We start from the raw sequence: 26,532 nt of genomic DNA, 5'->3' as shown, positions 1-26,532 counted from the left end.
AGTGAAGAGACATCGCTCGATTTCACATTCGCTCAATCACACAACCACTCATTCACTCAATAAAACCATGATCCGTCATCTTTTTAAATTAATCTGGAATAAAAAGCGGGCCCACTCGCTGCTGTTGGTGGAGATCTGGGCTTCGTTTCTGGTCCTCTTCGGACTCACGTCACTGATTGTGTTCAACGTCCGGAATTACCGAGAACCACTGGGGTTCGAATACCAGAACGCCTGGGCCATCAGCCTGAACAACAATCAGGATACCGTTGAAGTGGCCGAAAAAATAGAGCGGGTTTTGCAGCACCTGAAGGCTTATCCCGAGGTCGAAGCCGCTTCCCGCATGAGCACCAACTTTCCGTTTTCGCAGAGTAGGATGAACAACGGTGTGGAGTATAATAAAAAGAACGTCATTGCGGATTTTTTCGCAACGGATGAAAATTTTGCCAAAACAATGGCGATTCCGGTTGTGGAAGGGCGTTGGTACCGGAGCGCCGATAGTGTTGGCAAATACACGCCGGTGGTTATCAATAAAAAATTGAAAGAAGGGCTGTTTGGCGATGAAAAACCGGTGGGGAAAATCATTGGCGAGCGGTTTAAGGTAATCGGTGTGGTCAACACGTTCAAGTCGAAGGGCGAATTTATGGCCGACAAACCGGCTTTATTTGAATTGCTGGACGCCAGCACCAAATGGAACGATCTGCTGATGATTCGGGTAAAACCGGGAACCGATGCGGTTTTTGAAGCGAAAATAGTAAAAGCCATCACGACCCAGCTGACCGGCTGGAGCGTTGAAGTCGACCATTTGACGGATTCACGGAAAACCACGCACAACCTGACGCTCGTGCCGGTGATTATTTTCCTGATCGTGTCGGGCTTCCTGCTGGTCAACGTCGCCCTCGGTTTGTTCGGTGTCCTGAACCTGAGCATTGCCAAACGCCGGGGCGAAATCGGTTTGCGCCGGGCGCTGGGAGCCACCGGCAACGGCATTTCGGAACAATTCATCAGCGAAATCTGGGTCCTGGCGACCTTTGCCCTGCTGATCGGCCTGCTGTTTGCGATGCAGTTTCCGCTGATGAATGTATTCGACATTCAGGCCGGTATCTACCTGACTGCCATTGCCATTTCAGTCGCCGTCATCTACCTGATTGTCACAATTTGCGCCCTGTTCCCCAGCCGCCTGGCCGCCCGGATTCAACCAGCAGTCGCGTTGCATGAAGAGTAAAATTGAATGAATAATTAACAATGAATAATGAACAATCGGCTATTCTGCGTCACGGATATTCATTGTTAATTGTTCATTGTTAATTTGGACCGATTCATTAGTAATTTCCCCAATGCTTCTCATCATCGACGACGATATTGCGGTTCAGACTTCGCTTTCGCTCCTGCTGCGGAGGGACGGTTTTGTGGTGAAAACGGCCGAAAACCCTGTCAAGGCGCTGGAAACGCTTGCAGCCGAAACGCCGGAGCTGGTGTTGCTGGACATGAATTTCTCCATCGAAACCTCCGGCGACGAAGGCATGAAACTTCTGAACGTGATTCGGGCGCACTATCCGGCGCTTCCGGTGGTGCTGATTACGGGCTGGGGAACCATCGATCTGGCGGTGCAGGGCATGAAAGCCGGTGCGAAGGATTTTATCACCAAACCCTGGCAGAACGACTATGTACTTCAGTCCATTCGCACCATTCTGAATCTGGCGCAGCAAAAACCGGTTCAGCCCGTCTCGCCCAGCCGCAAAAAACTCGACCAGCAGTACCAGTTTGAGCACATTGTGGGGGAAGATTCCAAGCTACTCGGCATTCTGGAAACCATCGGCCGCGTGGCTCCCACCGACGCCCCGGTTTTGATTACGGGCGAAAGCGGAACGGGTAAGGAGCTCATCGCCGAAGCCATTCACCAGAACAGCCGACGCCGGAACAAACCGTTCGTGAAGGTCAATCTGGGCGGTATTTCATCGACACTGTTTGAAAGCGAACTCTTCGGACACATGCGGGGCGCGTTTACCGACGCCAAATCCGACCGCGTCGGGCGGTTTGAACTCGCCAACAAAGGCAGCATTTTTCTGGACGAAATCGGCGATCTGGACCTGTCGAGCCAGGTCAAACTGCTGCGGGTTTTGCAGGACCGGACGTTCGAACCGCTGGGCAGCAGCCGGAGCAAAACCGTCGATGTGCGGGTCATTTGCGCCACCAACCGGAATCTGGAAGAAATGGTCGCCAAAGGAACGTTCCGCGAAGACCTGTTTTACCGCATCAACCTCATCACCGTCAAGCTCCCGGCCCTGCGCGAACGGCCCGACGATATTCCGCCCCTGGTTACCTACTTTGTCAACAACCTGAAAACCATTTATGAACGTCCGAACCTGCGAGTTAACCCAACAGCATTGAAGTGGGCCCGCAACCTGGCCTTGCTGGGTAACATTCGGCAGTTGAAGAACATCGTCGAACGAACGGTTTTGCTCTCCACAACGGATGAGCTGGGCATCGCCGATTTCCAGAAACATATCGCCCAAAACCCGCAGCCCCAGGCCCTTCGCCCACTGCCCGAAGTCGGCACGATCACGCTCGACGAGCTGGAATTTCAGATGATTCGCCGGGCGATGGATTTTTACAACAACCGGGTTTCGAAAGTGGCCCGGGCGCTGGGCATTACACGGTTTGCGCTGTACCGACGGCTGGAAAAATATGGAATTCCGTTTGATGGGAACGCGGATTAAGTGTCCTGAACTATGATTACGGTAATTTATATGATTAATTTGATAGCTGAGCAGTTTACATATCATCTATCAAATCATTCAATTACAATTAATCACCGTTATCATAAATTATCAGTGTAATCATAGTCCAGATGTCCCTCCGAACGAAATACCTGTTGTTCATGGTCGCGATTCACGCGGCTCTGATCTTTCTCATTTTTAAATGGCTTCAGGAAGACAAGCTGTTGTTTATCGTTTCGGAAGTGCTGGTGCTGGTCTCGGTGGTACTCGCCATTCAGATTTACCAGGCTTTTGGGCAACCATCAGCGTTCATTTCGTCCGGGATTGAAGCAATTAAGGACCAGGATTTTACGATCAAATTTGTGCCAACCGGCAACCGGGAAGTCGACGGTCTGATCGAAGTCTATAACCTCATGATCGACCAGCTTCGTGAAGAACGCACCAAACAAATGGAACAGCAGTTTTTTCTGGAAAAGCTCATCGAAGCCTCCCCCATCGCCACGCTGATTTTTGATTTCGACCGGCGAATTTCCTCCGCCAATCCGAAAGCGGCTGGCTTACTCCAACTGACGCATTCCGAATTACTCGGCCGCCATTTGTCCGAAATCAATCACCCGTTGCTGAACCAGCTAAGCGACGAGCATGAGACGAAAATTCTGAAAGGAACCGGTATTGAAACCTACCGCGTGCAGCGCTCTCACTTTATGGACCGCGGTTTTCGGCGCGATTTTCTGCTGATCGAAGAACTGACGAGCGAAATTCTGGAATCCGAAAAGAAAGCTTACAGCAAGGTGATCCGGATGATGGCCCACGAAGTGAACAATTCCATCGGCGCGATCAATTCCATCCTGAATGTGACCAAAACCTACATGGATGCGCCGGAAGAGGAAGACGTCAACCACGCCCTCCAGATCGCCATCGAGCGCAACGACCGGCTGAATCAGTTCATGCGCCGGTTTGCCGACGTAGTCCGGTTGCCGCTGCCCCAGAAAAACACCGCCGATCTGGTCGAAATTGCCCGGAACGTGGGACGGCTGATGCAGCCCCAGGTCGACGCTAAAGGGGTTTTGCTTCGTTATTCGCTGCAAACTGAATCGGTGGCCGTGTCGGTGGACACCGTGCAAATGGAGCAGGTGCTGGTGAACATCATCAAAAACGCCATTGAAGCGTGTTCGGCGGGGGAGATTGTCGAGGTTTTCATTTCCGACAAAAAACTGAGTATTCTCGACAATGGCAAACCGATCAGCCCGGATCTGGAAACCAATCTGTTCAATCCTTTTTTCAGCACCAAACCCGACGGCCAGGGCATTGGTCTCACCCTGACGCGCGACATTCTGCTGAACCACGGTTTTCCGTTTTCGCTCAAAACCAATCCCGACGGCTGGACGGAATTCATGATTCTGGTGTAATTGAATCGTTTACCGGTCTGCTAAAACCGTTCGCTCATTCATCCGCCGAATACGGTTTTTGAGGATGGATTAACCTATTTTCAATTCGAAATTATTACGACTATCGGATGCTAAGCGGCATCGCAACAAAGTGTAACGCATCAACCCATCAGCTACGTTTTTTCTCGCCTTTACTTCGAATTCGTAAATCCCCATTGACAGTCAGCATTTTAGCAAAATTTTTCAAAAAAAATCCCGAACAGTAGAATTGCTCAAAGGATATTGTACCTTTGCCTAAATTATAATCAGTCTTAATAAGAATAGTTAATCAGTCTAAATAAGAACTATTCAGATTCATGATGAGACACTTCTTCCTCTTGATTAGCTGCTTCCATTTACTTCGATTGCCGGTAATGGCGCAGGATAAAAATGGAAAAATTCGCGGAACGGTTCTGACTTCCGACGGCAAACCGGCCGTCTCTGCCACGGCCTCACTGAAATCAACGCGGTACGGTACCACCATTGATTCGGAAGGCAATTATTCTATCGAAGCGCCCGAAGGCCGTTATACGCTTGTCATTCAGTCCCTTGGCCTCGAAACCAAAACCGCTCCGGTCCGGATTAAAGCGGGCGAAACCGTCAGCATTCCGGCAACAACCCTCAACGAATCGGCCCGGCAACTGGACGATGTGGTCGTTACCGGCCAATACCAGCCGCAATCCATTAGCCAGTCGGTTTACCAGATTCGCACCATCGACAAGGAGCGAATTCAACTCCGGGGCGCTACCAACCTGATCGGCGTGCTGAACAACGAACTTGGCATCCGGTTTTCGAACGACGCGACGCTCGGCACCTCGGATATTCAACTGATGGGCATGTCGGGCCGGAACGTAAAAATCTTGCTCGACGGGGTTCCGATGGTCGACCGGGGCGACACCCGCGAGAGTCTCAATCAGATCGATATCAATACCATCGAGCGTGTCGAAATCGTGGAAGGCCCCATGTCGGTTTCTTACGGCACCGATGCGCTGGCGGGCATTATCAACATCATTACCAAAAAACCGGGGAACGACCGGTTTTCGGTTTCGGGCCGGGTTCAGGAAGAAACCGTTGGCCGGGAATACAACACATTTGACGGCAAAGGCTCTCACAATCAGAACCTTGGCATAACCTGGCAGAAAAACGGCTGGAACGCTTCTGTGGGTGGAACGCGCAACGATTTCGGCGGCTGGCAGGGAAAATCCGTCACGCGTACGCAGGAATGGCACGGGAAAGACCAGTTGCTCGGCAACGTCAAATTTGGGTACCGCACCGACAAAGTGAACCTCTGGTACCGGCTCGATGCGGTCGACGAAACCATAAAGGCACTCGGGGCCGTCAACGTCAACACCAATCAGGCGCGGGATCAGAAATACATTTCGACCCGATTTACCCACCAGATTCAGGGCGACTGGCGGGCGGGCGAACGGCTGCAACTGAATAGCATTCTGTCGTATACGGACTACAGCCGCCGGACGCAAACCACCAACATCGACTTCAATACCGGCAAACGGACGCTTTCGCTGGGGCAGGGCGAGCAGGACGTTTCGGGATTTGACAGCAGGATTTTCCGGACAACGCTTCAGTACAAGGTATCGTCGATGGTTTCGCTGCAACCGGGCGTCGATATCAACGTGGAAAGCGCTTCGGGTGCCCGGATTCTGGGGTCGCCCACGATCGGCGATTACGCGCTGTTCGTTTCCTCGGAGATCAAACCGACGCCGGCCGTCACCATCCGACCCGGTTTACGGTTTATTAAAAACTCGGTTTATGACGCGCCACCGGTTATTCCGTCGCTGAATACCAAAATTACCTTACACAAAAACACCGATCTGCGGCTGGCTTACGCCCGCGGTTTTCGCTCTCCGGCTTTGCGTGAATTGTACTTTAATTTCTTTGATGCCAGCCACTCCATTACCGGAAACCCGAATCTGAAGGCTGAATATTCCAACAGCTTCAACGGTTCGATCACCTGGCGGTCGGTAACCACCGGCACGCTACGCATCACCTCCACGCTGACCGGTTTTTACAACGACTTCCACAACCTGATCAGTTACGGCGTTGATCCGGGCAATCCGGGTGTCATGCGGACGATCAACGTCGATCGGTTTAAAACCACCGGCGGAACCTTCAACAACTCGCTGTATACCAGGAATCTGCAACTGACGCTGGGCTTTTCGCACGTCGGTCGCTACAACAGCCTGACCCTGAGCGACAACAGTTTACCGGAATTTGTCTGGTCGCCGGAGATCAATTCCAACCTGACCTACCATTTTCGGAAAATTGACACCAAAGTCAGTCTGTTTTACAAGTACACCGGCAAACGGCCTTCCTACGAAACCCTGATGGGCCCGGACGGAAAAACCGCCACCCACCTGGCCGAAACTGCTGATTATCACTGGGCTGACCTGACCATCAGCAAATCCATTACGAAATACGTCACCCTGAATACGGGCGCGAAAAACCTGTTAAACGTCACGCGCCTGAACAACACCTCGACCGATGTCGGTGGCGCCCACAGCACGGGCGGAGCCGTCCCCCTGAGTTACGGCCGGTCTTATTTCCTGGGGCTGAATTTTCAGTGGGGGAGGTAAAATGACCATTGACGATAGACCATTGTCAATCGTCGATCGTCAATGGTCTATCGTCGGTCGTCAATGGTCTATCGTCGGCCGTCAATCGTCACTAAAACAATCAATACCAAATAAATCAATACATCCATGAACAAAGTACGCTCTCTTTTAGCCTTATTCATTTTCAGTATTGCGATAAATGCCTGCAAGCAGGATGATCCCCCGCTGCCCGACAACCTGGTTAATTTTGATGCTGCCGAGCAGGGTTTCGACTCGGATAAAACGGAGGCTGAAATTAAACTGACGCTGACCCGCAGCGCCGAAACCGCCACTGCCATCACCATCGACCTGGCGCCAAGTGGTATTGCGTACGGAACGCAGTTTACGACCAACCCGGCCGCGACGAACAACAGCCTGACGGTGACCATCCCGGCCGGCAGCAGCACGGGTTCGTTCAAAGTAACCAAAGGCGCGAACCTTTTCCTGAGCGGAAAAGAAACCATCAATTTCACGATTAAGACAGCGGCCAGTCCGGTTTTAGTAGGTACGAAAACCACTTCGACGCTTAAATTCTCGTCCATCGTATCGACCGGTTCTTCCTTGAAACTGAACGGTGGCGAGGGCGGTTCCAGCGCGATTAATTCCGTTTTTGTCGACTTTAGCAACAACGCCCAAACGTCGATAGCCCGCAACAGTTGGGACCTGGGTTTCTACGGCGGCACGGACTTCCGGGTGGTCATCAATGGAACAACGGGGGCTACGGCCAATGAATTAACCAAAACGGACCTCACCCAGGTAACGGCCGCCGATACCGTCGGGCTGCGCAACATCCTGATTTTGAGTCAGGGAACCGGCAGTTTCGACAACGTCGATGATCCGGAAGGCGACATTACCAAAACCGTTATTAAAACAATCTCGGCAACCGATGCGGAGAACAAGGTATACATTATCAATCCGGGCAATTCAGGCACCACCGCCAAAGCCTGGTATAAGGTCCGAATCATTCGGAAAGGAACTGGCTATACCCTGCAATACGCCCAGATTGCCGAAACCACTTTCAAAACCCTGGATGTCACGAAAGACGCGAAATTTAACTTCAGCTATGTTTCCTTCGAAAAAGGACTTACACCGGTTGAACCCGCCAAAACGGACTGGGACATGGAATGGACCCTGGCAACGTATAAAGCAGCCCTCAGTGCGACCGAATCGGTTCCGTATACCTACGCAGATTACGTCTTTATCAACCATCTCGGCGGTGTCGAGGCAGCTGAAGTTTTAACGACCACCGCTTCATATGATGCCTTCTCGGAAGCGAACATTACGACAACGACGTTCAAGAAAGATCGTAATGTGATTGGTAGTAACTGGCGGACATCCGCCGGACCAAACGGCGTTCCGGCGGGGGTTAAAACAGACCGGTTTTATGTCATTAAAGATGCCGCAGGAAATGTTTATAAAGTACGGTTTATGAATTATACTTCGTCCGACGGTGGGGTGCGCGGGTATCCGAACATCGAGTACAAACTGGTTAAAAAAGTATAAAACGGTTTATTACACCGGCGACTTGCCGTGAATCCGCAAAAACCGCGTAATGTAGTAGCCAGTTTTGCGGATAAGTTTTAGAAGTTAAATGAATAATTAACAATGAATAATGAACAGTCAAATTAGAGCTATCTTATCTGCTTTCATTATTCATTGTTAATTGTTCATTCATGATCTACCGTCCCTGCTCAGCGACGTAATTATGGCGGAAGCTTTCCACTTCGTCATTCGTAAAACCGTATACGGCCTGGATTTTGCCGATTGCTTCTTTCAGTTTCGGTGCTTCTTCGGCTGAATTGGTAACGAAACGATAAACGGCAGACGATCGGTTATAGGGCGCTTTTAACACCACCAGAATGTCGTCAATCTGTGCATCGGTTATGGTTTTATTGGTGATATCGATAGTTCGCCAGCCGTGCAGAAATCCGATGGCTTCGCTGATTAAATGCAGCGATTCGGCCCGCTTCTGATCGTCCTGATCGGTAGCGTTTAAAAGCGCAGTCGCTTCCTGAAGAATGTGAATAACCGTAGCTGCGTTGGTTTTTTCCCAATTGAGCTTGATCGCAGCCAGCGCTTCATCCCGGTATTCATTGTAATCCTCACCACCTTTTAATGCCGCCTGAAGCGTAATAAAAGCCAGGCGGATCTGGCTGTATAAACCCGTTCCGGTTGCGTCATCCCGCTGGGCGGCATAAGCGGCCATTAACTTGTCGGGATTGCTGTAGAATTTGCTGTTGTCACTGTTGAAAAATTTCGGATTGGAACCGTATAAAAACAGAATCTGGTCGGCGGTAGCGGTTGTAAATGTTCCATGGATCAGCGACACGGCGTAGTTGTATAAGGTTGCCCCGTACATGCCTTTTTCGATCATCTGCCCCATTTCCAGTCCGTATTCATCAAACAGGTAACCCCTGTAAACGCCCCCTTCCCAACTCCGGTCGAACGGATAAAAATTTCCGCCACTTGCTTTCGATAATTCGGCGAAAAACCCGTTGTTCTGGGCACGTAACTGGCTGGTGTAATAAGGCGTTGTCGCCGATTGCAAACTGAAATTCCCCTGGGTAAAAGCCGCATTGAGCGTTTCTTCCGAAACGTACGTGCCGGTCTGGCGGCCTTTTTCGGCTTCCTGAATTAAATTCGTGTATTGTTGAATGAGGGGTTTGAGCGGTTCGCTATTGTAACTAAAACCGGTACTATCATAGACCAGCGGGATCGCCAGGGAAGGTTTTAAGCTTTCTACCTCGTCTTTTTTACAGGATGTAACCAGAAGAGCGATTCCAGCAACAATCAGAATGGCGAATCGCCGGATGTGATACGGTTTACTCATAAGCATTTTGATTAAAGACATGTAAAGAGCAACAAAAGAGTAAAAAACCGGCGGCTACGTTTTAAGTGATCCGCATCGTTCGTCTCCTGTCTAACGTCTTTTGTCGAGTCTCTATTACCATCAAAGTTCTGACGAATTGTTCATTTAAAAAAAAAGCAGCGTCAAAGACACTGCTTTTTCTATCCTACTCACTATAAGCTTTTACTGTATTATCTTATTACCCCGGTTTTTCGGGTCGGTCGGGGCAGGAAAAATCAATTCAATTCGGTCCACGCTTTTTCCAGCGTGTTGAGCCGCGACATGGCGTCGTTCAGAATGCCACGCAGGTTTTCCAGCTCCGGTTTTGTAAAACAGAAGTAGAGCGGTTCCACGGTCGTGCCGAGGTAAAGCCGCCGGATTTCGCCACTGGATTCCGTGATCGGCTGACCAAAAAAACCGTCGACATCGACTGATTCAACGTGCCGAAACAGTTGCCGGAATTCGCCCGGCGACATGATCTGGAAAATGTTGTTGAACCGGAAACTGAGGTTGGCTTTGCACCCCCGGCAAAGGTGGACTTCGCCGAATTCAGTCTGGGCCAGCGTAATAAAACAGGTGTCGCGGTTGATCATGGCAAGTTGTTCGTAATCCGATAAAACGGGTGGATAGGAATCGGTTAATTCAGTTTTTTGCTGCCGTCGGGCTGATACACGTACCGGAAGGTATAAAACCGGCTTTCGCTCCCCGGCCCATCGGGCCCACCTTTGTAGTAGCTCAGAATCTGTACTTTGGCGTATTTTCCGTCGCCCGTCCGAATGACCAGCACTTTGTCGTTTGTCGGGGAAATGACCCCTCCGCCGTAGGTGTACCAGCCGTTGCCCGAACCGGTCGGAATGGCCAGTTTGTTGGCGTTTTCGTCACCGGCAAAGGTTGCCGTTTCCGGCACTGCACTCAGGCTTTCGAGCGTTCCGGTGTGGATGTAAGCGCCCCCCTGTCCCGACCGCCCGGTTCCACCGTTGACGATGATCGTGGTCGCCCGAATGCCAATGTCCCATATGTTGGTTGCCGAATCGCTGTTCGGGACCTGCTTGCCGTCCTTAAAGTTGAAAAATGTAAACCGGTTGGTCGATCCCATCGGTCGGCCCGATTGGGGGTCGTTGCTGGCCGGATCGGCAGGTAAGTCGCTGACGGTGTTAACCTTAAGCGATTGAGCCTGGAGCGGTTGGCAGAACAATGAAGCACCAACTACGAGACTAAAGAGTAGTACAGAAATTTTGTTCACGGTTTTATTTAGCTTCTTTGTAATCAAACACAATCCCGGTCTTCCATGTCGACGCTCCACCGGCAGACTCCCCGCAGTTTGCACAAATTGATGTTCGTTCGAAAGACCAGTACGTTCACAAGTTCGGCGTTCTCCACCCTGTCAGCGGTCGAAGACCCTGACAGCGGTGAGCTTTTCAGCGTATCATTTTCGTTGATCTGGAGACCACCCTGTCAGCGGTCGAAGACCCTGACAGCGGTGAGCTTTTCAGGGCATCATTTTCGTTGATCTAGAGACCACCCTGTCAGCGGTCAAAGACCCTGACAGCGGTGAGCTTTTCAGGGCATCATTTTCGTTGATCTAGAGACCACCCTGTCAGCGGTCAAAGACCCTGACAGCGGTGAGCTTTTCAGCGTATCATTTTCGTTGATCTGGAGACCACCGCTGTCAGGGTCTTTGACCGCTGACAGGGTTAGCCAAAGCCGTTTGCGCAACGACCTCACGCCACTCGGTTTTTTCGGGAATTCCGGGTTTGCGTTTTCCAAAAACCAACGCAATCTGGTTGCCTTCCGCATCGTATAATTCCAGACTCGTGACGATCCCATCAGTGGTTGGCTTCTTCACCACCCAGGCCGACGCCACGTGGTCTTCACGCAGGTGGAGGTTAAACTGCGGATCGAGCACGTTGAACCACGGCCCCATCGCCACCAGCTTCCGCACTTCGCCCGTATGGATTTGGATACATCCCCGGTTTCCGACAAAAATCATGATTGGCAGACCGGTTTTGGAAACTTCGGTAAAGACATTTTTCACCGCATCCATCGTGATCGGCAGGGCGTAACCTTCGGGCGCAAACTGCATGGCCTGCAGCCGGGATACCTTATTTTTCCGCAGCATGCCAAAAAACTCGTGCGTGTCTTTCAGGTTTAGCCAGGCTTCCTGGAAAGCCACCACGTCGATTTCAGAATCCGGCGTTGGCACAACGGCTTCCGGTTTGGGTTCAATCTCCAGATTACCGGACTGGTCGGCCGACCGATATTTCGCAACGAGGGCGTCGTAGGCGGCTTCGTTACTCTTCTCCGTCAGGTAAATTTTATGAACGGCCTCGCCATCGCTGGCAAAAAACTGCAGGCTCTTGCGATCGTTTTCGTGTACGGCAAAACCGAATTTCCAGGTAGCCAGAAACAACCGCAGATCGATGTCTTCGCCCAGCACCAGCCCAACGTGGCCGTTGAATGACACGTTCAGGTATTCGCCTTTGCGTTCGTGCACCACGCTTTCGTTGCGGGTGAGCGCCATGACGTACCCCAGCGTCGGCACTTCTTTCAATAATTCCCGAAAATCGCCTTCCAGTTGCGTAGCCGTTTCGCCGACGCCCGTGGCAACCAGTTCGGCTTCGCTAATGCCCAATTGTTGAGCTGCGTCGCGAATGCGCACTTTCGGGTTTTCGGCTTTGAATGCCGCATATTGTTTTTTCAGATCAAGAACGGTCGTTGTCATGTTGTTTCGTTAGCTAATTTGAGTCGGGAGAGGAACGGTTTGCCGGGTATGGACAATCAGCGGACTGTCCAGTTCCGGTTGGTGAATAATATGAACGGATAAATTGAATGCGTTAAAAATGGATTCCGTTGTCAGTACCGAGGCCGGTTTGCCAAACGTCAGGGCTTTCCCTTCCTTGAGTAACAGCACTTTATCGGCGTATTGCATCACCAGATTGAGGTCGTGCAAAATCGCGACAACGCCGTAGCCGCGCTTGGTGAGTTCGCTGGCCACTTCCAGCAAACTATGCTGATAATAGAAATCGAGGCCCGTAGTCGGTTCGTCGAGCAGCAGGTATTTGGTCTGGCGGATGGGCGCTTCGGCCTGATCGATTTCCTCGATTTCCATCAACTGGGCCAGAATTTTGGCGAGGTGAACCCGCTGCTGCTCCCCGCCTGAAAGCGTCGGAACGGTCCGTCCGGCCAGATGAGCAATGCCGGTTCGCTCCAGCGCAAAATCGACAATCGCCAGATCTTCGGAACGCGGGTGACCTTCAAAATGCGGATACCGCCCCATCATCACCAATTCGTATACGCTGAACTCGAACACCAGCGGGTTCTGTTGTGCCAAAACCGCCCGTCGCCGGGCCAGCTCCAGGGACGAAAACCGGTTGAGCGGTTTTTTGTCGATCAACACCTCCCCCTGGGTGGGCGTCAATTCCCGGCTGATCGTTTTCAGCAGCGTCGATTTCCCGGCGCCATTGGCCCCGACCACGGCCACCAATTCGCCCGGCCGCACCACCAACGATACGTCGTCCAGCAGCGTTTTCCGGTTGATCTGATGCGTGATATGTTGCGCTTCCAGCATGAAATTTGTTTTTGGTTTTCGGTTTATCGTTTTCGGTACGTGTTTGCGTCAGGCAACTGTAAACCAAAAACCGTAAACCGTCTAAACTATTTAGGCCCGACCGCCCGCGCCCCGTACCAGCATGAACAGGAAAGTGGGCGCGCCGATCATGCCGGTGATGATCCCGATCGGTAATTCGGCCGGGGCTACGATGGTCCGGGCTACCAGGTCCGACAACGTCAGGACAATGGCTCCCAACAGGGCGGAAGCCGGTAAAACCGTCCGGTGGTTGGCCCCCGAAATCTGACGAATCAGGTGCGGAATGACCAGCCCGATAAAACCGATCACGCCCGAAACCGCCACCGCAACGCCGACGCCTAAGGTCGCCAGAATAATGACATTCCGTTTCAGTTTCGAGACATCGACGCCCAAATGGCCCGCCTGACTTTCGCCCAGTGCGAACGCATTCATGGGTTTGCTCAACCGGGGCATCAACAGGATCGGGATCAGTAAAAATGGCGCGGCAACCTGCAGTACTTCCCAACTCGCCCCGCCCAAACTGCCCAGACTCCAGTAGGAAATGGCCCGCAACTGCGCTTCATCGGCCAGGTACATCATCAAACCGCGCAACGATTCGCACAATACGTTGATGGCTATTCCGACCAGTAACATCGTTGAAACAACCGTTCGGCCGTTCTTACGTGCCAGTGTATAGACCAGCAATGTTGTACAAACCGCACCGGCAAAAGCCGCCAGCGACAGCGCGTATAAACCGGAGAGCGACGACAGATCCTGAAAAATCTTCAGTTGCAGGACGATCATCAAAACCGCCATGACGGAGGCTCCCGACGAAATACCGATCAGGCCCGGATCGGCCAGCGGGTTGCGGAATAAGCCCTGAATGGCCGCCCCCGAAATGCCGAGTACGCCCCCCACCAGCACGCCCAGCAGAATTCGCGGCAGGCGAATCACGGTCAACACAGTTTCCTGCTGCGGTTCGACGACGCCAATGTTCCAGCCCATTTTATTAAACAGAATCGCCAGCACGTCCGGAATCGGAATCGATACGGCGCCGATGCCCACCGACCAGATCATCACGACCACCAGCAGCACGATCAGCAACCCGTTCAGCCACCAGCCTTTAGCGCGGGGTAACCCGGTTGGGGCAGACCGTTTCGACGGGGCAACAGTCAGCGTATTTGGCAGGTCAGCTTGCATAGAATCGGTCGGAGTCGTTAGTTTTTCAGGGATAATTCGGGGTTCAGTTTTCGGCTCAATTCCTGCACGGCCAGGCCCAGACGCGGGCTGAAACCGGTCAGCAGTTGGCCATCCATTTCAATCACCCGGCGGTTTTTGCCCGCGTTGGTTTGGGCAATTCCCTGCACTTTCAGCAAACCTTCGATGCCGCCCAGGCTTTCCAAACCGCTCGTAAACAGCAGGATAACATCCGGATTGCCGACGACCAGCGCTTCGGGAGTCAGCGGTTTATAATTGTCAAAATCGTTGAAAGCATTCTGCGCACCGGCCAGTTGAACAATCTTTTCGATTGGCGTATTCCGGCCCGAGACCATCATGGTGCCGGTGCCCCGGGCGTAAATGAAGAGGACTTTCTGGGCTTTGGCCGGTTTTTTCACTTTAGCCAGATCGGCGTCCAGCTTGCGGGTTAGCGCCGTCGCTTTGGCGGTTGCGCCCACGGCTTTGGCGACTTCATGGATCAGCGCTTTGGTTCCGGCCACGCTCGCTTCCTGATCAAAAATCAGCGTTTTCACCCCGGCACTTTTGAATTGCTGCAGTACTTCCGGTTTAATATCCATGCTGCCGTTGGCTTTCGCGGCCAAAATAACCGTCGGGCGCAGAGCCAGCACCGCTTCGGCACCGATGTTGCGGTTGTGGCCGACTTTGGGCATTTTATCCATAGCCGCCGGATACGTACTGGTTATATCGACGCCCACAATCTGGTTTTGCAGCCCCAGGTCGCAAAGAATTTCGGTTACAGTACCATTCAGTGAAACGATGCGATCGGTTTTCGAAACGTCCTGCGCATACGCTGAGACTCGGGTAATCAGTAATAAAATAATTAAACAGAATTTCTTCGCCATGGCGCTTCGGTCATTTGGTAGGCACAAATTAATTAGACTATTTCTAAATAAACAACAAATATGAGGTATTATTTTTTACTAGTCTAGATAAGCATAACCATTTGACGCTGCTTAGAAATCCGGAACAAGGACGTTTTTAGATAGATCAGGTGGTTTTTCGGAAGCAGAAGGGCATAAAAACAGAAAAGCCGCCCATTGCTGAGCGGCTTTCGTACGTTATAGTAGCGTAATGCTTATTTTGCTGAATCAGCAGCAGCGCTATCCGTTGCCATCGTCGTGTCAGACATCATAGAAGAGTCTGAAGACATTGCAGTTGAATCGGTCGTTGAAGTTGTATCTTCAGCTTTTTTAGACTGGCAAGCAGCTGCCAAAGAAACCATCGTTGCAACGAACAATACAGATTTTACAATACGTTTCATGAGAGTAGTCAGTTTAAGTGTTAATAAATCTCAGCCCTTAATACGGGTAAAGGCCATTAGGTAACCCAAGTTTTTTTAAAAAAATTAAAATTTATTTTTGGGTTACATTTGACCCGGAATCGTATTAAGTATGCAAGGAACCAATGACAGAATCCAACCGTTCGCATTTATCTGACGACCAATTGCTTGCGGGATTAGCCAACGGTTCAGACGCGGTGCTGGAAGAGCTGTATAAACGGTATTTTCCGATGGTGATGAACCTGATTCTGAATAACAGCGGCACCGAAGATGATGCCAAAGATATTTATCAGGAAACGTTGATCGTCCTGTACGAGAAAGTAAGCCGGGATTCGCTGGAGTTGCATTGTCAGTTAAAAACCTACCTCTATTCGGTAAGCCGTCGGCTCTGGCTCAAGCAGTTGTCGACGCGAAACCGGAACGGGAATTCCCTCTGGGACACCGACGAGCGGGCGGATGTTGACGATGACCTGACCGACCACGAAGCCCGCGACCGCCAGTTCGATCTGATGGCCGATTCACTCGACCGCCTGGGAGAACCCTGCCGGACGCTGCTGGAGGACTTTTACATCCACCACCTGTCGATGCAGGATATTACCGAAAAGTTTGGCTATACCAACGCCGATAACGCCAAAACGCAGAAGTACAAGTGCCTGATGCGGCTGAAACGGTTGTTTTTTTCCGTCTTTAAAGAAGAGTAATATGATTGACAACCAGAAATTCACCGACTGGATCGACAGATGGCTCCGCAACGAGCTGACCGAAACCGAGCGGCTGGAATTTGAAGCGCTCCGCCGGTCGGACCCGGTTTTGGCGCAACGCGCGCTCGAACAGCAGCAACTGGTCAAGGCCATGAAAAACTACGGCCAACGGACGGATTTTCGGAGCCGACTGAACCGGATTCACGCCAATCTGGATATGGACTGTGTCCGCGAAGAGGTCAATCAACTTTCGAAAGTCCGGAAACTGCACCGCAACGGCGGCACCATCCGGCAATTGTGGCAGACCTACCGTCCGATTCTGGCGGTGGCGGCTTCGGTGGCTCTCATCACGACTTTCGGAACGCTGATGCTGATTCGTCAGTACCAGTCGAGCCACAAACAGCAGGAGCAATACAGCATGATGCGCCGGGATTTGCAGGCCATCCGGCGGTCGCAGAATGCGATTTTGCAAGATTTGAACGCCCGCGAACGCGCTTTGCAGATCAACCCCGGTCAGGTGGCCGGTTCCGGATTTCTGTTGTCGCCGGACGGTTATCTGGTTACCAACACGCACATCATTCAGGATGCCGACTCGGTGTATATTCAAAGTACGCGGGGGGATATTTACAAAGCCAAAGTTGTTTACGCCGATAACAAATACGATCTGGCGATTTTGCAGATTCACGAAGACAGTTCTTTCCGGGTAAAAGCCGCCCTGCCCTACGGTTTTGAAGCGGCTCCCTCCGACCTTGGCGAGCGCGTCTTTACACTGGGTTTCCCGCGCGAAGAAGTGGTCTACGGCGAAGGGTATCTGAGTTCACAAACCGGTTACCGGGGCGATTCCACGGCTTATCAGGTTGCCATCAGCGTGAACCCGGGGAACTCCGGCGGGCCGCTGCTCGACGAAAAAGGCAACGTAATCGGGATCATAAGCGGCAAGCAGACCTCGTCGGAAGGCGCCACGTTCGCGATCAAAACCGATTATTTGTTCCGGGCCATTTCCGCCATTCCGACCGATTCGCTCAAAAACAACTCGATTCGGATGAGCCGCAAAAACGGTCTCGCCAAACTCGCCCGCAAGGACCAGATCAAAAAAATCCAGGAAAATGTCTACATGGTGAAGGTTTTCAAGCACGAAAAATAAGCCATCAACGGTTTTACCGAAACAAAAAGCCAGCTCCAATCGGGCTGGCTTTTTTGATGTAGTAATTTACCAAGTTAAAATTAAGCGTTACATTGTCCAGCAATTGTATTGATTACTTAAAAGAGTACGTCGCTTAAACCAACTCCTTACCCATGCAGTCAAGTGTAAGTAACCCAAAGCCAGCGGCTTTCACTGAAAACAAATACCTCGTCACTCTGGTCTTCGTCACTTCGTTGTTTATGTTCTGGGGAATCGCCATTACGATGGGCGACGTTCTCAACAAACACTTTCAGCATGTTTTAAGTCTGACCAAAACCCAGTCGGCTTTCGTTCAGTTTGCCATTTTCGGCGCCTACTTCGTGATGGGAATTCCTGCCGGTTTGTTCATGAAGCGGTTTGGGTACAAAGCCGGGGTTTTGCTGGGATTGGGACTTTTTGCTACCGGTTCTTTTTTGTTTGTACCCGCGGCCAGTGCCGCGTCTTTTCCGTATTTCGGGCTGGCGTTATTCATTTTAGGATGCGGTCTTTCAACGCTTGAAACCGTGGCACACCCGTTTGTAGCATCGTTGGGCGACCAGCGGACCAGCGATCAGCGGATCAATTTTGCGCAGGCATTCAACGCATTAGGCGCGATCATGGGTCCGGCGATCGGCTCCTATTTTTTGTTACGGAACAACACGGAAGGAAGTACCGATCTGACTTCGGTCAAAATGCTGTACATCGCGATCGGCAGTGTCATCGCGGGAATTGCGGTGTTGTTTTCGTTTGTCAAAGTTCCTGCACTCAATGATCCACACGCAGCAGTTGCTGGTGATCCGGATGCTGCGAACGTCGATCTCGAACCGGAGAAAAGTCTTTTTCAACACCGGCATTTCGTTTGGGCGGTTATTGCGCAGTTTTTCAATGTGGCCGCACAAGGCGGTACCTGGGCCTTTTTCATCAATTACGGCCACGAAAAAATGGGCTTCTCCGACGCAACTGCCGGGAATTACATGGTATTGTTCATGGCCTTGATGTTGGCCGGACGGTTTGTGGGTACATTCCTGATGCGGTTTATTGCGCCGAACTCGCTGCTCGCCATTTTTGCCGCCTGCAATATTGTCATGTGTCTGATTGTGGCCCAAAGCTGGGGCTGGCCGTCCTTCATCGCCCTGCTGATGCTCAATTTCTTTTTCAGCATCATGTTCCCGACCATTTTTAGCTTGGGTCTTAAAAATCTGGGACCCCATACGCAACAAGGGGCTTCGTTTATTTCGATGGGAGTCTGCGGGGGCGCGTTTTTCCCGTTTGCGATGGGTGCCGTGGCCGATTACGACGTGGCAGCGGCCTATTACCTGCCCATCATTTGTTATACTGTCATTTTCCTCTTCGGCGCCCGGTTTTCAAAAGTGCATTAATTACGTCCCGACGGACAAATTGAAATAAATTAAATAACAGGCAAGAGAACCATTTATTAGCCCCCGGTTAAAACCGGGGGCGGTAAATGCTGTGATGGTACGGAACCGTTTTAACGGTTTTTCCAGATGCGAAACCGTTAAAACGGTTGTTTAATTCGGTTATCGTTCCGCTTTACCCACTGCTAAAGCAGTGGGCTAATAAAGCTTTTTTCGACGGTTAATTAGTTTATGCCAATACATCTCCGGGTACTTTTTTGGCAAATCATTTGCTTGTATAACAAAAAATATTTGCCGACATGAAACGTTTTTTCTGCCTCTTGCTTGGATTGTTTGCCTTCAGCCGACCGGTTTTTGCCCAGCGCATCACCATGCGGGAGCTCATCGACATCACCTGCCTGAAAACCGCCCAGTTTGACTCCTGCCTGTTCCGCAAAGGCTTTATGTTAAAAAACCGCTCCGAAAGCGTGGCAAATCCGGCCGTTATTTATGAATATCAGCCGTTTCTGTATGTGAGCCCGTTTAATCAGACAGTTACCTTGATCCAGTATATTTGCAACGGCCAGTTGGGCCTGCTGAACTTTCAGCAACCCTCGAAAGCGACACAGGCGGTTTTACGGCAAGAATTGATCGCAATGGGATTTAAACCGGCCGAAACCGTCGCGGGAGCGGAGTTTACGGAACGGCAGATTTTTTATAAGGACAAGATTGTCGTCAGTTTCAAACCGGCGGATGCGGGCAACGGCATCGCCGGAAATTACAGCGGTTACAGCATCGCGATTCACCACGAACGGCGAATGTAAGTCCGCACAACTTCGACGCAGCGAAGCCAGACACCCTGAGAGCTTGCCCAACTTTTCGTAATTTGCTCCTGCATTGTACGAATCGCCTTTTCATGTCGAACATCAACATCATTATCGAAGAACGCCCGGCCGACATCGGCCATTTTCTGGTGGGCCGGTTGCTGCCGTTTCGCGACAAACGAATGGTAGGTCCATTCATTTTCATCGACCACATGGGGCCCGCCAAGCTGAGCGATCACGAAAACATCGACATTGGTCCGCATCCGCACATTGGCCTTTCGACACTAACGTATCTCTTCGACGGCGCCATTCTCCACAAAGACACGCTCGGCACGGAAGTTGAAATTACACCCGGGCAGGTCAACTGGATGACGGCGGGAAAAGGCATCGTTCACTCCGAGCGAACCCCGCTCCACCTGCGCCATTCGGACAAAACGCTGCACGGTTTGCAAATCTGGGTAGCCCTGCCGCAGGATCTGGCGGAGATGGAGCCAACCTTTTACCACGCTGCGGCCGACGAAATCCCGGCCTGGGAAACCGACGGCGTTGCCTACAAACTGATTGCGGGCGCGGCTTTCGGTCGCCAGTCGCCCGTGCCGGTTTATAGTCCGCTTTTCTTTCTGGAAATCAAAAGCCCAACAACGCAAACCATCCGGATTGGCGACGAATTAGTCGGCGAAGCTGGTCTGTATATTCTGGAAGGCAGCATCGAAAGCGAAGGTTTCACCTACGAACCCAAACGCATTCTGGTGGCCAAAAACAGCCAGCTGTGCGAATTCGTGATTCACGCCAACAGCACGGTTTATGTATTTGGCGGTGAGCCGTTTCCTGAAGGGCGGCATATTTACTGGAATTTTGTGGCGACCAGTCTCGAACGGATTGAACAGGCCAAACAGGATTGGCGAAACCAGAACTTCCCGATCCTTGCCGGTGAAACCGATGTCATTCCGCTCCCACCCGATCTGTCCAATCTGAAACAAAAACCGTAATGCCCAAATAATTAATACTTTTGATGCGGATCATTCCCGGCATTGCACCATGTACGACCGTCTTTTCCGTCATATTTCCCACCTGGTCGAGCTGACTGACGACGAGTTTGCATTTCTGAAAACCCTCTTTATTCCCAAAAAACTGCGCCGGAAACAATTTTTGTTGCAGGAGGGCGACGTCGACAAATACATCGCGTTTGTCGACAAAGGACTGCTACGCGTTTATACCGTCGATGAAAAAGGCGTGGAACACATCGTGCAGTTTGCGCCGGAAGGCTGGTGGGCGTCGGATCTGTACAGCTACCTGACCGGCGAGCCATCGCGGTACAACATTGAAGCCCTGGAAGATGCGGAACTGCTGCTGCTCGATCAGGCGTCGAACGAACGGATGGTGCAGGTAGTGACCAAAATGGAACGGTACCTGCGGCTTATTTTGCAGAATAATTACGTCGCTACGCACCGCCGTCTGGTCAATTCGCTGAGCCAGTCGGCGGAAGAAAAATACCGGGAGTTTGTCCAGCGGTATCCCGATATTGCTCAGCGGGTTCCGCAGCACATGATTGCTTCCTACCTGGGCATCACGCCCGCTTTCCTGAGCCGAATTCGCGGCCGAAAACCGTCCGAAGAGTAAATTTCATTGATCTGGTACAACGGTTTTTCTTGTCTTAAGCCATCGTTTTCGCCCGGCCGGTGCGCGTACTTTTGTGGTGTAATTAACCACTCAACAATCGTAACGTTCACCATGAAACCGACAATTGTTTTACTCGGAATCGGAAGTCCGGAAAAAGAACTGGTCACCCAACTGGCCAGCGGGCCTTTTCGGCTGTTGTTGTTTGACCGCGAACCCGCTAAAGCTCAGGCGCTTTTTAACCGAATCCTCCGCAATACGCCAACCGCCGATATGGAGGTAATCGATTGTCCGGTAAACGCGACCTGGGAAGCCGACATGATTCTGGTGGGCGAATCGGATCAGCCCGTCAACGAGCTGGCCGACCGCATCCGGGACGTGGCAACCGGAAAAATCGTCATTCGCTTTTCCGATTTTTTAAATCAAACCACCGGGGATGACTGGCAGAACGAGTTACCAAACTCGAAAGTCGTTAATGTGATCAACTCCTTCAGCGATGAAAACCCGGCGGATGTGTTGATCGCCGGAGTCCACCCGGCGGCCTTGAATACGGTTTTTTCCCTCTTCCAAACCGCCGGTTTCAACCCGATTCGGTCGCTGAGCAAACCGCTGGCGTAGTAAAAGTTACTGGCATGAAACGAAATCAATTTGTCAAGACAATTTTAACAGGAATACTGAGTATGAATAGCTTACCCGAATTCAGGAAATTTACCGATGGTCTGGAAGAACAGGGCACACTGATGCCGGTTTTGTTCGTCGGCCACGGCTCGCCGATGAACGGCATTCAGGATAATGAGTTTAGCCGTCGCTGGAAAACGATGGCAAAGGAGATACCGACACCGTCGGCGGTTCTGGTGGTTTCGGCCCACTGGTTTACCCGGGGCACCAAAATTACCGCCATGAATTTTCCGAAAACCATCCACGACTTCGGCGGTTTTCCGCAGGCGCTGTTCGATGTGCAGTATCCGGCACCCGGCAACCCGGTTTTAGCCAAAGAAACGGTTTCGCTGCTCCACTCCGCGCAGGTCGAACTGGATCACGACTGGGGCCTGGATCACGGCACCTGGACGATCGTGCGGCACATGTATCCGGACGCGAAAATTCCGGTTTTGCAGCTGAGCATCGACTACACCAAGGGGCCGCAATACCATTTTGATCTGGCCAAAGAACTGTACGCGCTCCGGCGAAAAGGCGTTTTGATCATCGGCAGCGGAAACATGGTTCACAACCTGCGGATGGTGGCCTGGGATAAAATGGACGTACCGAACTACGGTTACGAATGGGCGAACTCCCTCAACGACACCTTCAAAAACCTCATCAGCGCGGGCGACTTTCAGCCGATGATCAATTATACAACGCTCGGCAAAGAAGCGTTGCTGGCCATTCCGACCCCTGAACATTACCTGCCCCTGCTGTATAGTCTGGGTTTGAAAGGCAGCAAGGACCCGGTTTCGTTCTTTAACGACCGCGCCGTTGCGGGTTCGCTCACGATGACTTCGGTCAAAATCGGTTGATCAAACCTCAAAATTGACGATCCGGCGGTAAATCGGTCGGTAGTTCTCCCCGGCCGGTTTTTCATCAGCAATCGACGGCTGAGCTGGTTAGTCAGTTACCAGCAACTAAACCGTGAGAAAATGGCACAGCAAACGGCTGCACAGGAAGTGGTTCTGTCCTGCATACAGGCATTGAACGAATAGGATTAGGCAGAAGTAATTTCAAATGTAAACTGTTGAACGCCAAATGTAAAGTGAAGTCGGAGTGCAAAACCGTTACTTTTACATTTGGCGTTCAATAGTTTACATTTATGATTCATTTATCCTTTCATTTAACCGCCATTCTGGGGGTTGCCGAATAGCTTTTGCTCAGGTACCAGACGCCCGACAGGGTTGTCAGGAGCGCCAGTCCGGTGATCCAGGTGATGGATTCGCCGAGGACGAGGGAGCCCAAAATCAGCGCAATGAACGGATTGATGTAGGCGTAAATCGAGACCAGTTCCACGTGCAATCGTTTCAGCGCGTACAGAAAACACATGTAGGCCAGTAGCGAGCCGAAAAGAATCAGGTAAATCAGCGCATAAATACTTTGGGCAGAAACCGTATCGATTTCCTGGAGATTGTCAAACAGAAAACCGCCGAGTAACAGCACCAGCCCTCCGCTGGTCAACTGGATTGCCGAGTTGATCAGCGCGTTGGTAGCGGTCGGTTTTTGCTTTACGTAAATGCTCCCCGAAGCCCACGACAAACACGCTCCAAACGACACCAGAACCCCCTTAAAATAATCGGGATTGGCCAGATCCTGAACATTATCGCGGAAAATAAGTCCGATGCCGAGGCAGCCCAGCAGCAATCCCACCAACCGGTTTCTGTTCAGCAGTCGGGTGTCGATTCCGGAAAAATAATTGATGGCAACCACGTAAACCGGCATGATCGAAACGATCAGCGCGGCCAGTCCGCTGGGAATATACCGCTCACTCCAGCCCACCAGCCCGTTGCCGAGACCGATCATCAATACGCCCGGAATGGCTTGCCGGGAAAAGTCCCGCCAGCTGATTTTTGCCAATTTCCGGGTCGTCAGCAGGAAGATAAAAAGCGACAATCCCGCAACCGTATGCCGAATCCCGGAGAATAATAGGGGCGGAAACGTCTGCACGCCAATGCGCATGCCCAGATAGGTTGTTCCCCAAACGAGACAGACGACGCCCAGCGCCAGGTATGCCTTCTGATTTGTTGTCATGATTTTGAATTTACACCCGCCTGGTGGTGGCGGTTTTGGGAAAACCGCCTACTCAACCGGGGATTTTCAGCGGTTTTCATTTTTGTACTTTGATTAGATTCCGGCCGGGCAATATCCCTTCGTGGAACAGCCCAGCGCCGTCGGCTTCATGCCACCAGCTACGTTCTGAGCCTGATTTTTCGATAATGCGATGATTTTATCCGTTTTCAGGGTGATTTTTGAGATTTGATTTTTCATTGGATTTTGTGTTTAAACTGGTTGACTACTCTGCCTACTCTGACCGGTTTTCGGCGTCCCCGCTGGCGTTTTGTTTAAGCCGATGCAAAAGTGGGCGGTTGTGGGCAAGGGGAAAAAAAATAGTCGCCGAGTGGCCGAAATCAGCCGCTGGCAGGAGGGCAAACCGCCTATAAACCGTTGGATAAAACGGCTTTCGGCGGGCTTTTTTCAGAAGATTCTTTGGTTATAGAGCTTGACGAAAAAGTGAATCAGCCGTTAACCCTTCGATAAATCGCGTATCCAGCTTTCGTTAATTAGGCGATAAAATTACACATTATGTAATTTTATACTTCATTTTGTAATTTATTTGCTGTACTTTTATACTATCCACCTAAGAAAGAAATGGTCATTATCAGCAAGACAATCCTGAACGAATTTGGCCAGCAGCAAACAGATTCAATTTCAGCCCTGAACGAATGGTATAGCCTAACAAAAGAAGCCGACTGGCGTAGTTTTATGGATATAAAACAGACTTTCAATTCGGTGGACTATGTTGGAAATGATCGGTTTGTGTTTAATATACGTGGCAACCGCTACCGCATTGTTGCGATGATCTTTTTCGATAAACGAACCTTGTTTATTCGTTTTGTCGGCACTCATTCCGAATACGACAAAATTGACTGTTTAACGATCTAAAACTCAGCCTTATGAATGCACCTGAAAACGAAAAGGAATACCGGGAGTTAATGGCCCGAATCGAAGTTTTTTTGCAGAAAGCGACAGCCGGTAAGGGTTTCTCAGGCCTGACCTCAGAAGAAGCCGATGAATTAGCTCAATTATCTCAACTAGCGGAAAACTACGAAGATGCCATTCCGCTGATGCCCATTAAGATGCCCCAATCTTTAGTGGAAATGATTGAGTTTAAAATGTATGAAAAGCGGCTTAAACAACGCGAGATGGCCCAATTGTTGGAAATTCCGGAAACTCGTTTGTCGGAAATCATACGGGGCAAACGCCGTATTAACCTTGAAGTAGCAAAGCGGTTATACACTAAATTTGGTATTGATCCGGCTTTCATTCTTCAACACGCCTAAGTAATAAGAAAGCCATCCTATCAAACGAACTGAAGCCATTTTCCTGATAATTATTCCACTCATTAATACCAACCTGTTTGAAGATTCGAAGTTGTACGGTTCCTCCTGTTTATCTACCGTCAGCGAACGGGTATCTGTTCCAGCGCAGCGGTTTTCAAAATCTCGTGCGTGCCTTCAAAAATAGTCAGGCGGTTATTTTTTGAGGATTTTTGGTACAAAATCGCGCGATCCGCGATAGTCTGGGGCGTCCTGGCAGCAGGAAACGTTTGCGTTTTGAGCATTACATCCGCGTCATTTTCCGATACGTAGCGGTTTTTATCCTTCTCGCCCGTGTCGGCCAGGACTTTGTTGTAAAAATGAATGGAATGCGAAATCGGAACTGAGCCCGTATACCCGTCGTGGATGCCCGCGTAGATTTGTAACTGGCTGTTTTTGCGCTTTTTAACGGGCGTTTTCCAGAACAGCGGTGAACGTTCCCGGGCTTTCTGCGCATCAAAACCGCTGGTTGCTCCGGTGCACTGAACGATTTCGGCTGCGTACTTATTCTTCCGTTCCACCGACTCGCCGTACCAGGCCGCCAGGTCGGAAATGGACGCCCAGGCCGAAAACGTCTGAATTGCGTGTCGGGATTTCATGTACATTGCCAGCGTCGCATAACCGCCCCCGCTGGTGCCAATGACGTAAATGCGTTGGGGATCCACCGGCAGATTTTTCAGTGCCCAGTCGATGGCTTCGTCGATATCCGCAATCACAAATTCACTGCAGCACGCTTTCGGGTGGTTGTTGACGCCCCTGAAATTCGGAAAAATGTAATTCCATTTTTTCGCATTAGCCTCCGTCGCCAGCATGTCTTTCTGCGAATCAGCCGAATTGCTCCACGAATGCAGCTCCACCACCAGCGGCTGCGGAGTCGAAGCGGTGGATTTGTCGTAATAAAAAACCTGTGTATAATTATCCAGCGACGACCGGATGCTGTCTTTTTGCAGGAAATCCGGGCGCTGGGCGCAGGCGGTTTTTACCAGAAGCAGCAGGAGCCAAAAGAGCGGTTTTTGCATGATTTACGGGGCTTGGGCGATTGCCGCTGTCAGGGTCTCCGACCGCTGACAGGGCCGTCGACACCCTGTCAGCGGTCAAAGACCCTGA

General features: G+C 51.1%; 26 protein-coding genes. 15 read left to right on the top strand and 11 right to left on the bottom strand.

Annotation, left to right across the window (positions count from 1 at the left end; translation table 11 throughout):
* The first annotated feature begins 67 nt into the window (after positions 1-67).
* The 5 genes from GJJ30_RS25480 to GJJ30_RS25460 all read left to right on the top strand — a co-directional run bounded on the left by GJJ30_RS25480 (position 68) and on the right by GJJ30_RS25460 (position 8,259).
* Positions 68-1,222: an ABC transporter permease gene (locus GJJ30_RS25480; RefSeq protein ID WP_154177988.1), complete on the top strand. Its 1,155-nt coding sequence runs from the start codon at positions 68-70 to the stop codon at positions 1,220-1,222.
* 112 nt (positions 1,223-1,334) lie between these two features.
* Positions 1,335-2,717 (top strand): sigma-54-dependent transcriptional regulator, encoded by a 1,383-nt coding sequence (locus GJJ30_RS25475; protein WP_154177987.1) that lies wholly within the window; start codon positions 1,335-1,337, stop codon positions 2,715-2,717.
* Positions 2,718-2,848: 131 nt separating this feature from the next.
* On the top strand, positions 2,849-4,126 hold the full coding sequence (locus tag GJJ30_RS25470; RefSeq protein WP_154177986.1) for a sensor histidine kinase: 1,278 nt from the start codon (positions 2,849-2,851) through the stop codon (positions 4,124-4,126).
* Between the two features lie 335 nt (positions 4,127-4,461).
* A complete protein-coding gene (locus GJJ30_RS25465; RefSeq protein WP_229313413.1) occupies positions 4,462-6,738 on the top strand; it encodes a TonB-dependent receptor in 2,277 nt (758 codons plus the stop codon).
* Positions 6,739-6,864: 126 nt separating this feature from the next.
* Complete coding sequence (locus GJJ30_RS25460) at positions 6,865-8,259, top strand: HmuY family protein (protein ID WP_154177985.1); 1,395 nt, start codon at positions 6,865-6,867, stop codon at positions 8,257-8,259.
* Positions 8,260-8,434: 175 nt separating this feature from the next.
* Here the strand turns inward: GJJ30_RS25460 and GJJ30_RS25455 are convergent, their stop codons facing one another.
* The 8 genes from GJJ30_RS25455 to GJJ30_RS25420 all read right to left on the bottom strand — a co-directional run bounded on the left by GJJ30_RS25455 (position 8,435) and on the right by GJJ30_RS25420 (position 15,669).
* Positions 8,435-9,586 (bottom strand): DUF4856 domain-containing protein, encoded by a 1,152-nt coding sequence (locus GJJ30_RS25455; protein WP_170299274.1) that lies wholly within the window; start codon positions 9,584-9,586, stop codon positions 8,435-8,437.
* Positions 9,587-9,840: 254 nt separating this feature from the next.
* Positions 9,841-10,197: a DUF6686 family protein gene (locus GJJ30_RS25450; RefSeq protein ID WP_154177983.1), complete on the bottom strand. Its 357-nt coding sequence runs from the start codon at positions 10,195-10,197 to the stop codon at positions 9,841-9,843.
* A gap of 44 nt (positions 10,198-10,241) precedes the next feature.
* Positions 10,242-10,847: an HmuY family protein gene (locus GJJ30_RS25445; protein ID WP_310588384.1), complete on the bottom strand. Its 606-nt coding sequence runs from the start codon at positions 10,845-10,847 to the stop codon at positions 10,242-10,244.
* Positions 10,848-11,273: 426 nt separating this feature from the next.
* Entirely contained in the window at positions 11,274-12,326 is a 1,053-nt protein-coding gene (locus tag GJJ30_RS25440; RefSeq protein ID WP_154177982.1) for a hemin-degrading factor, read from the bottom strand.
* A 9-nt stretch (positions 12,327-12,335) separates the two neighbouring features.
* Positions 12,336-13,172, bottom strand: a complete 837-nt coding sequence (locus GJJ30_RS25435; protein WP_154177981.1) for a heme ABC transporter ATP-binding protein — start codon at positions 13,170-13,172, stop codon at positions 12,336-12,338.
* 90 nt (positions 13,173-13,262) lie between these two features.
* On the bottom strand, positions 13,263-14,369 hold the full coding sequence (locus tag GJJ30_RS25430) for a FecCD family ABC transporter permease (protein ID WP_154177980.1): 1,107 nt from the start codon (positions 14,367-14,369) through the stop codon (positions 13,263-13,265).
* A gap of 17 nt (positions 14,370-14,386) precedes the next feature.
* Positions 14,387-15,250 (bottom strand): heme/hemin ABC transporter substrate-binding protein, encoded by an 864-nt coding sequence (locus GJJ30_RS25425; protein ID WP_154177979.1) that lies wholly within the window; start codon positions 15,248-15,250, stop codon positions 14,387-14,389.
* Positions 15,251-15,483: 233 nt separating this feature from the next.
* Positions 15,484-15,669, bottom strand: coding sequence for a hypothetical protein (locus tag GJJ30_RS25420; protein WP_154177978.1), 186 nt, complete (start codon positions 15,667-15,669; stop codon positions 15,484-15,486).
* Between the two features lie 143 nt (positions 15,670-15,812).
* Between GJJ30_RS25420 and GJJ30_RS25415 the strand changes: the two genes are divergently transcribed.
* The 8 genes from GJJ30_RS25415 to ygiD all read left to right on the top strand — a co-directional run bounded on the left by GJJ30_RS25415 (position 15,813) and on the right by ygiD (position 22,860).
* Positions 15,813-16,388 carry an RNA polymerase sigma factor gene (locus GJJ30_RS25415; protein ID WP_154177977.1) on the top strand — a complete coding sequence of 192 codons (576 nt, stop codon included), beginning with the start codon at positions 15,813-15,815 and terminating at the stop codon, positions 16,386-16,388.
* Between the two features lies 1 nt (position 16,389).
* Positions 16,390-17,532, top strand: coding sequence for a S1C family serine protease (locus tag GJJ30_RS25410; RefSeq protein WP_154177976.1), 1,143 nt, complete (start codon positions 16,390-16,392; stop codon positions 17,530-17,532).
* A 152-nt stretch (positions 17,533-17,684) separates the two neighbouring features.
* Positions 17,685-18,929, top strand: coding sequence for an L-fucose:H+ symporter permease (gene fucP / locus GJJ30_RS25405; RefSeq protein WP_154177975.1), 1,245 nt, complete (start codon positions 17,685-17,687; stop codon positions 18,927-18,929).
* Positions 18,930-19,225: 296 nt separating this feature from the next.
* Positions 19,226-19,729 carry a hypothetical protein gene (locus GJJ30_RS25400; protein ID WP_154177974.1) on the top strand — a complete coding sequence of 168 codons (504 nt, stop codon included), beginning with the start codon at positions 19,226-19,228 and terminating at the stop codon, positions 19,727-19,729.
* Between the two features lie 92 nt (positions 19,730-19,821).
* Positions 19,822-20,718, top strand: a complete 897-nt coding sequence (locus tag GJJ30_RS25395; protein WP_154177973.1) for a pirin family protein — start codon at positions 19,822-19,824, stop codon at positions 20,716-20,718.
* A 49-nt stretch (positions 20,719-20,767) separates the two neighbouring features.
* Positions 20,768-21,349: a Crp/Fnr family transcriptional regulator gene (locus GJJ30_RS25390; protein WP_154177972.1), complete on the top strand. Its 582-nt coding sequence runs from the start codon at positions 20,768-20,770 to the stop codon at positions 21,347-21,349.
* Between the two features lie 111 nt (positions 21,350-21,460).
* Complete coding sequence (locus GJJ30_RS25385) at positions 21,461-21,964, top strand: NAD(P)-binding domain-containing protein (protein WP_154177971.1); 504 nt, start codon at positions 21,461-21,463, stop codon at positions 21,962-21,964.
* Positions 21,965-22,026: 62 nt separating this feature from the next.
* Positions 22,027-22,860, top strand: a complete 834-nt coding sequence (gene ygiD / locus GJJ30_RS25380; RefSeq protein ID WP_205880615.1) for a 4,5-DOPA-extradiol-dioxygenase — start codon at positions 22,027-22,029, stop codon at positions 22,858-22,860.
* A gap of 307 nt (positions 22,861-23,167) precedes the next feature.
* Here the strand turns inward: ygiD and GJJ30_RS25375 are convergent, their stop codons facing one another.
* Both GJJ30_RS25375 and GJJ30_RS25370 read right to left on the bottom strand, forming a co-directional pair.
* Positions 23,168-24,079 (bottom strand): EamA family transporter, encoded by a 912-nt coding sequence (locus tag GJJ30_RS25375; RefSeq protein ID WP_154177969.1) that lies wholly within the window; start codon positions 24,077-24,079, stop codon positions 23,168-23,170.
* 93 nt (positions 24,080-24,172) lie between these two features.
* Complete coding sequence (locus tag GJJ30_RS25370; protein ID WP_154177968.1) at positions 24,173-24,316, bottom strand: class I lanthipeptide; 144 nt, start codon at positions 24,314-24,316, stop codon at positions 24,173-24,175.
* A gap of 381 nt (positions 24,317-24,697) precedes the next feature.
* On the opposite strand from GJJ30_RS25370, the gene GJJ30_RS25365 reads away from it, so the two are divergent.
* Positions 24,698-24,991, top strand: a complete 294-nt coding sequence (locus tag GJJ30_RS25365; protein ID WP_154177967.1) for a type II toxin-antitoxin system HigB family toxin — start codon at positions 24,698-24,700, stop codon at positions 24,989-24,991.
* Positions 24,992-25,002: 11 nt separating this feature from the next.
* A complete protein-coding gene (locus tag GJJ30_RS25360) occupies positions 25,003-25,389 on the top strand; it encodes a helix-turn-helix domain-containing protein (RefSeq protein ID WP_154177966.1) in 387 nt (128 codons plus the stop codon).
* A 119-nt stretch (positions 25,390-25,508) separates the two neighbouring features.
* On the opposite strand, the gene GJJ30_RS25355 is transcribed toward GJJ30_RS25360, so the two are convergent.
* Positions 25,509-26,444 (bottom strand): alpha/beta hydrolase family protein, encoded by a 936-nt coding sequence (locus GJJ30_RS25355; RefSeq protein ID WP_154177965.1) that lies wholly within the window; start codon positions 26,442-26,444, stop codon positions 25,509-25,511.
* Positions 26,445-26,532: the final 88 nt, after the last annotated feature.

The organism is Larkinella terrae (genome assembly GCF_009668025.1).
Taxonomy (GTDB): Bacteria; Bacteroidota; Bacteroidia; order Cytophagales; family Spirosomataceae; genus Larkinella; species Larkinella terrae.
This window is presented reverse-complemented; position numbering and strand designations above follow the sequence as displayed.

Excerpts from the sequence above, each read along its gene's own strand:
- GJJ30_RS25480 (WP_154177988.1), top strand. The coding sequence starts at position 68 with ATGATCCGTCATCTTTTTAAATTAATCTGGAATAAAAAGCGGGCCCAC.
- GJJ30_RS25475 (WP_154177987.1), top strand. The coding sequence starts at position 1,335 with ATGCTTCTCATCATCGACGACGATATTGCGGTTCAGACTTCGCTTTCG.
- GJJ30_RS25470 (WP_154177986.1), top strand. The coding sequence starts at position 2,849 with ATGTCCCTCCGAACGAAATACCTGTTGTTCATGGTCGCGATTCACGCG.
- GJJ30_RS25465 (WP_229313413.1), top strand. The coding sequence starts at position 4,462 with ATGATGAGACACTTCTTCCTCTTGATTAGCTGCTTCCATTTACTTCGA.
- GJJ30_RS25460 (WP_154177985.1), top strand. The coding sequence starts at position 6,865 with ATGAACAAAGTACGCTCTCTTTTAGCCTTATTCATTTTCAGTATTGCG.
- GJJ30_RS25455 (WP_170299274.1), bottom strand. The coding sequence starts at position 9,586 with ATGAGTAAACCGTATCACATCCGGCGATTCGCCATTCTGATTGTTGCT.
- GJJ30_RS25450 (WP_154177983.1), bottom strand. The coding sequence starts at position 10,197 with ATGATCAACCGCGACACCTGTTTTATTACGCTGGCCCAGACTGAATTC.
- GJJ30_RS25440 (WP_154177982.1), bottom strand. The coding sequence starts at position 12,326 with ATGACAACGACCGTTCTTGATCTGAAAAAACAATATGCGGCATTCAAA.
- GJJ30_RS25435 (WP_154177981.1), bottom strand. The coding sequence starts at position 13,172 with ATGCTGGAAGCGCAACATATCACGCATCAGATCAACCGGAAAACGCTG.
- GJJ30_RS25430 (WP_154177980.1), bottom strand. The coding sequence starts at position 14,369 with ATGCAAGCTGACCTGCCAAATACGCTGACTGTTGCCCCGTCGAAACGG.
- GJJ30_RS25425 (WP_154177979.1), bottom strand. The coding sequence starts at position 15,250 with ATGGCGAAGAAATTCTGTTTAATTATTTTATTACTGATTACCCGAGTC.
- GJJ30_RS25420 (WP_154177978.1), bottom strand. The coding sequence starts at position 15,669 with ATGAAACGTATTGTAAAATCTGTATTGTTCGTTGCAACGATGGTTTCT.
- GJJ30_RS25415 (WP_154177977.1), top strand. The coding sequence starts at position 15,813 with ATGACAGAATCCAACCGTTCGCATTTATCTGACGACCAATTGCTTGCG.
- GJJ30_RS25410 (WP_154177976.1), top strand. The coding sequence starts at position 16,390 with ATGATTGACAACCAGAAATTCACCGACTGGATCGACAGATGGCTCCGC.
- fucP (WP_154177975.1), top strand. The coding sequence starts at position 17,685 with ATGCAGTCAAGTGTAAGTAACCCAAAGCCAGCGGCTTTCACTGAAAAC.
- GJJ30_RS25400 (WP_154177974.1), top strand. The coding sequence starts at position 19,226 with ATGAAACGTTTTTTCTGCCTCTTGCTTGGATTGTTTGCCTTCAGCCGA.
- GJJ30_RS25395 (WP_154177973.1), top strand. The coding sequence starts at position 19,822 with ATGTCGAACATCAACATCATTATCGAAGAACGCCCGGCCGACATCGGC.
- GJJ30_RS25390 (WP_154177972.1), top strand. The coding sequence starts at position 20,768 with ATGTACGACCGTCTTTTCCGTCATATTTCCCACCTGGTCGAGCTGACT.
- GJJ30_RS25385 (WP_154177971.1), top strand. The coding sequence starts at position 21,461 with ATGAAACCGACAATTGTTTTACTCGGAATCGGAAGTCCGGAAAAAGAA.
- ygiD (WP_205880615.1), top strand. The coding sequence starts at position 22,027 with ATGAATAGCTTACCCGAATTCAGGAAATTTACCGATGGTCTGGAAGAA.
- GJJ30_RS25375 (WP_154177969.1), bottom strand. The coding sequence starts at position 24,079 with ATGACAACAAATCAGAAGGCATACCTGGCGCTGGGCGTCGTCTGTCTC.
- GJJ30_RS25370 (WP_154177968.1), bottom strand. The coding sequence starts at position 24,316 with ATGAAAAATCAAATCTCAAAAATCACCCTGAAAACGGATAAAATCATC.
- GJJ30_RS25365 (WP_154177967.1), top strand. The coding sequence starts at position 24,698 with ATGGTCATTATCAGCAAGACAATCCTGAACGAATTTGGCCAGCAGCAA.
- GJJ30_RS25360 (WP_154177966.1), top strand. The coding sequence starts at position 25,003 with ATGAATGCACCTGAAAACGAAAAGGAATACCGGGAGTTAATGGCCCGA.
- GJJ30_RS25355 (WP_154177965.1), bottom strand. The coding sequence starts at position 26,444 with ATGCAAAAACCGCTCTTTTGGCTCCTGCTGCTTCTGGTAAAAACCGCC.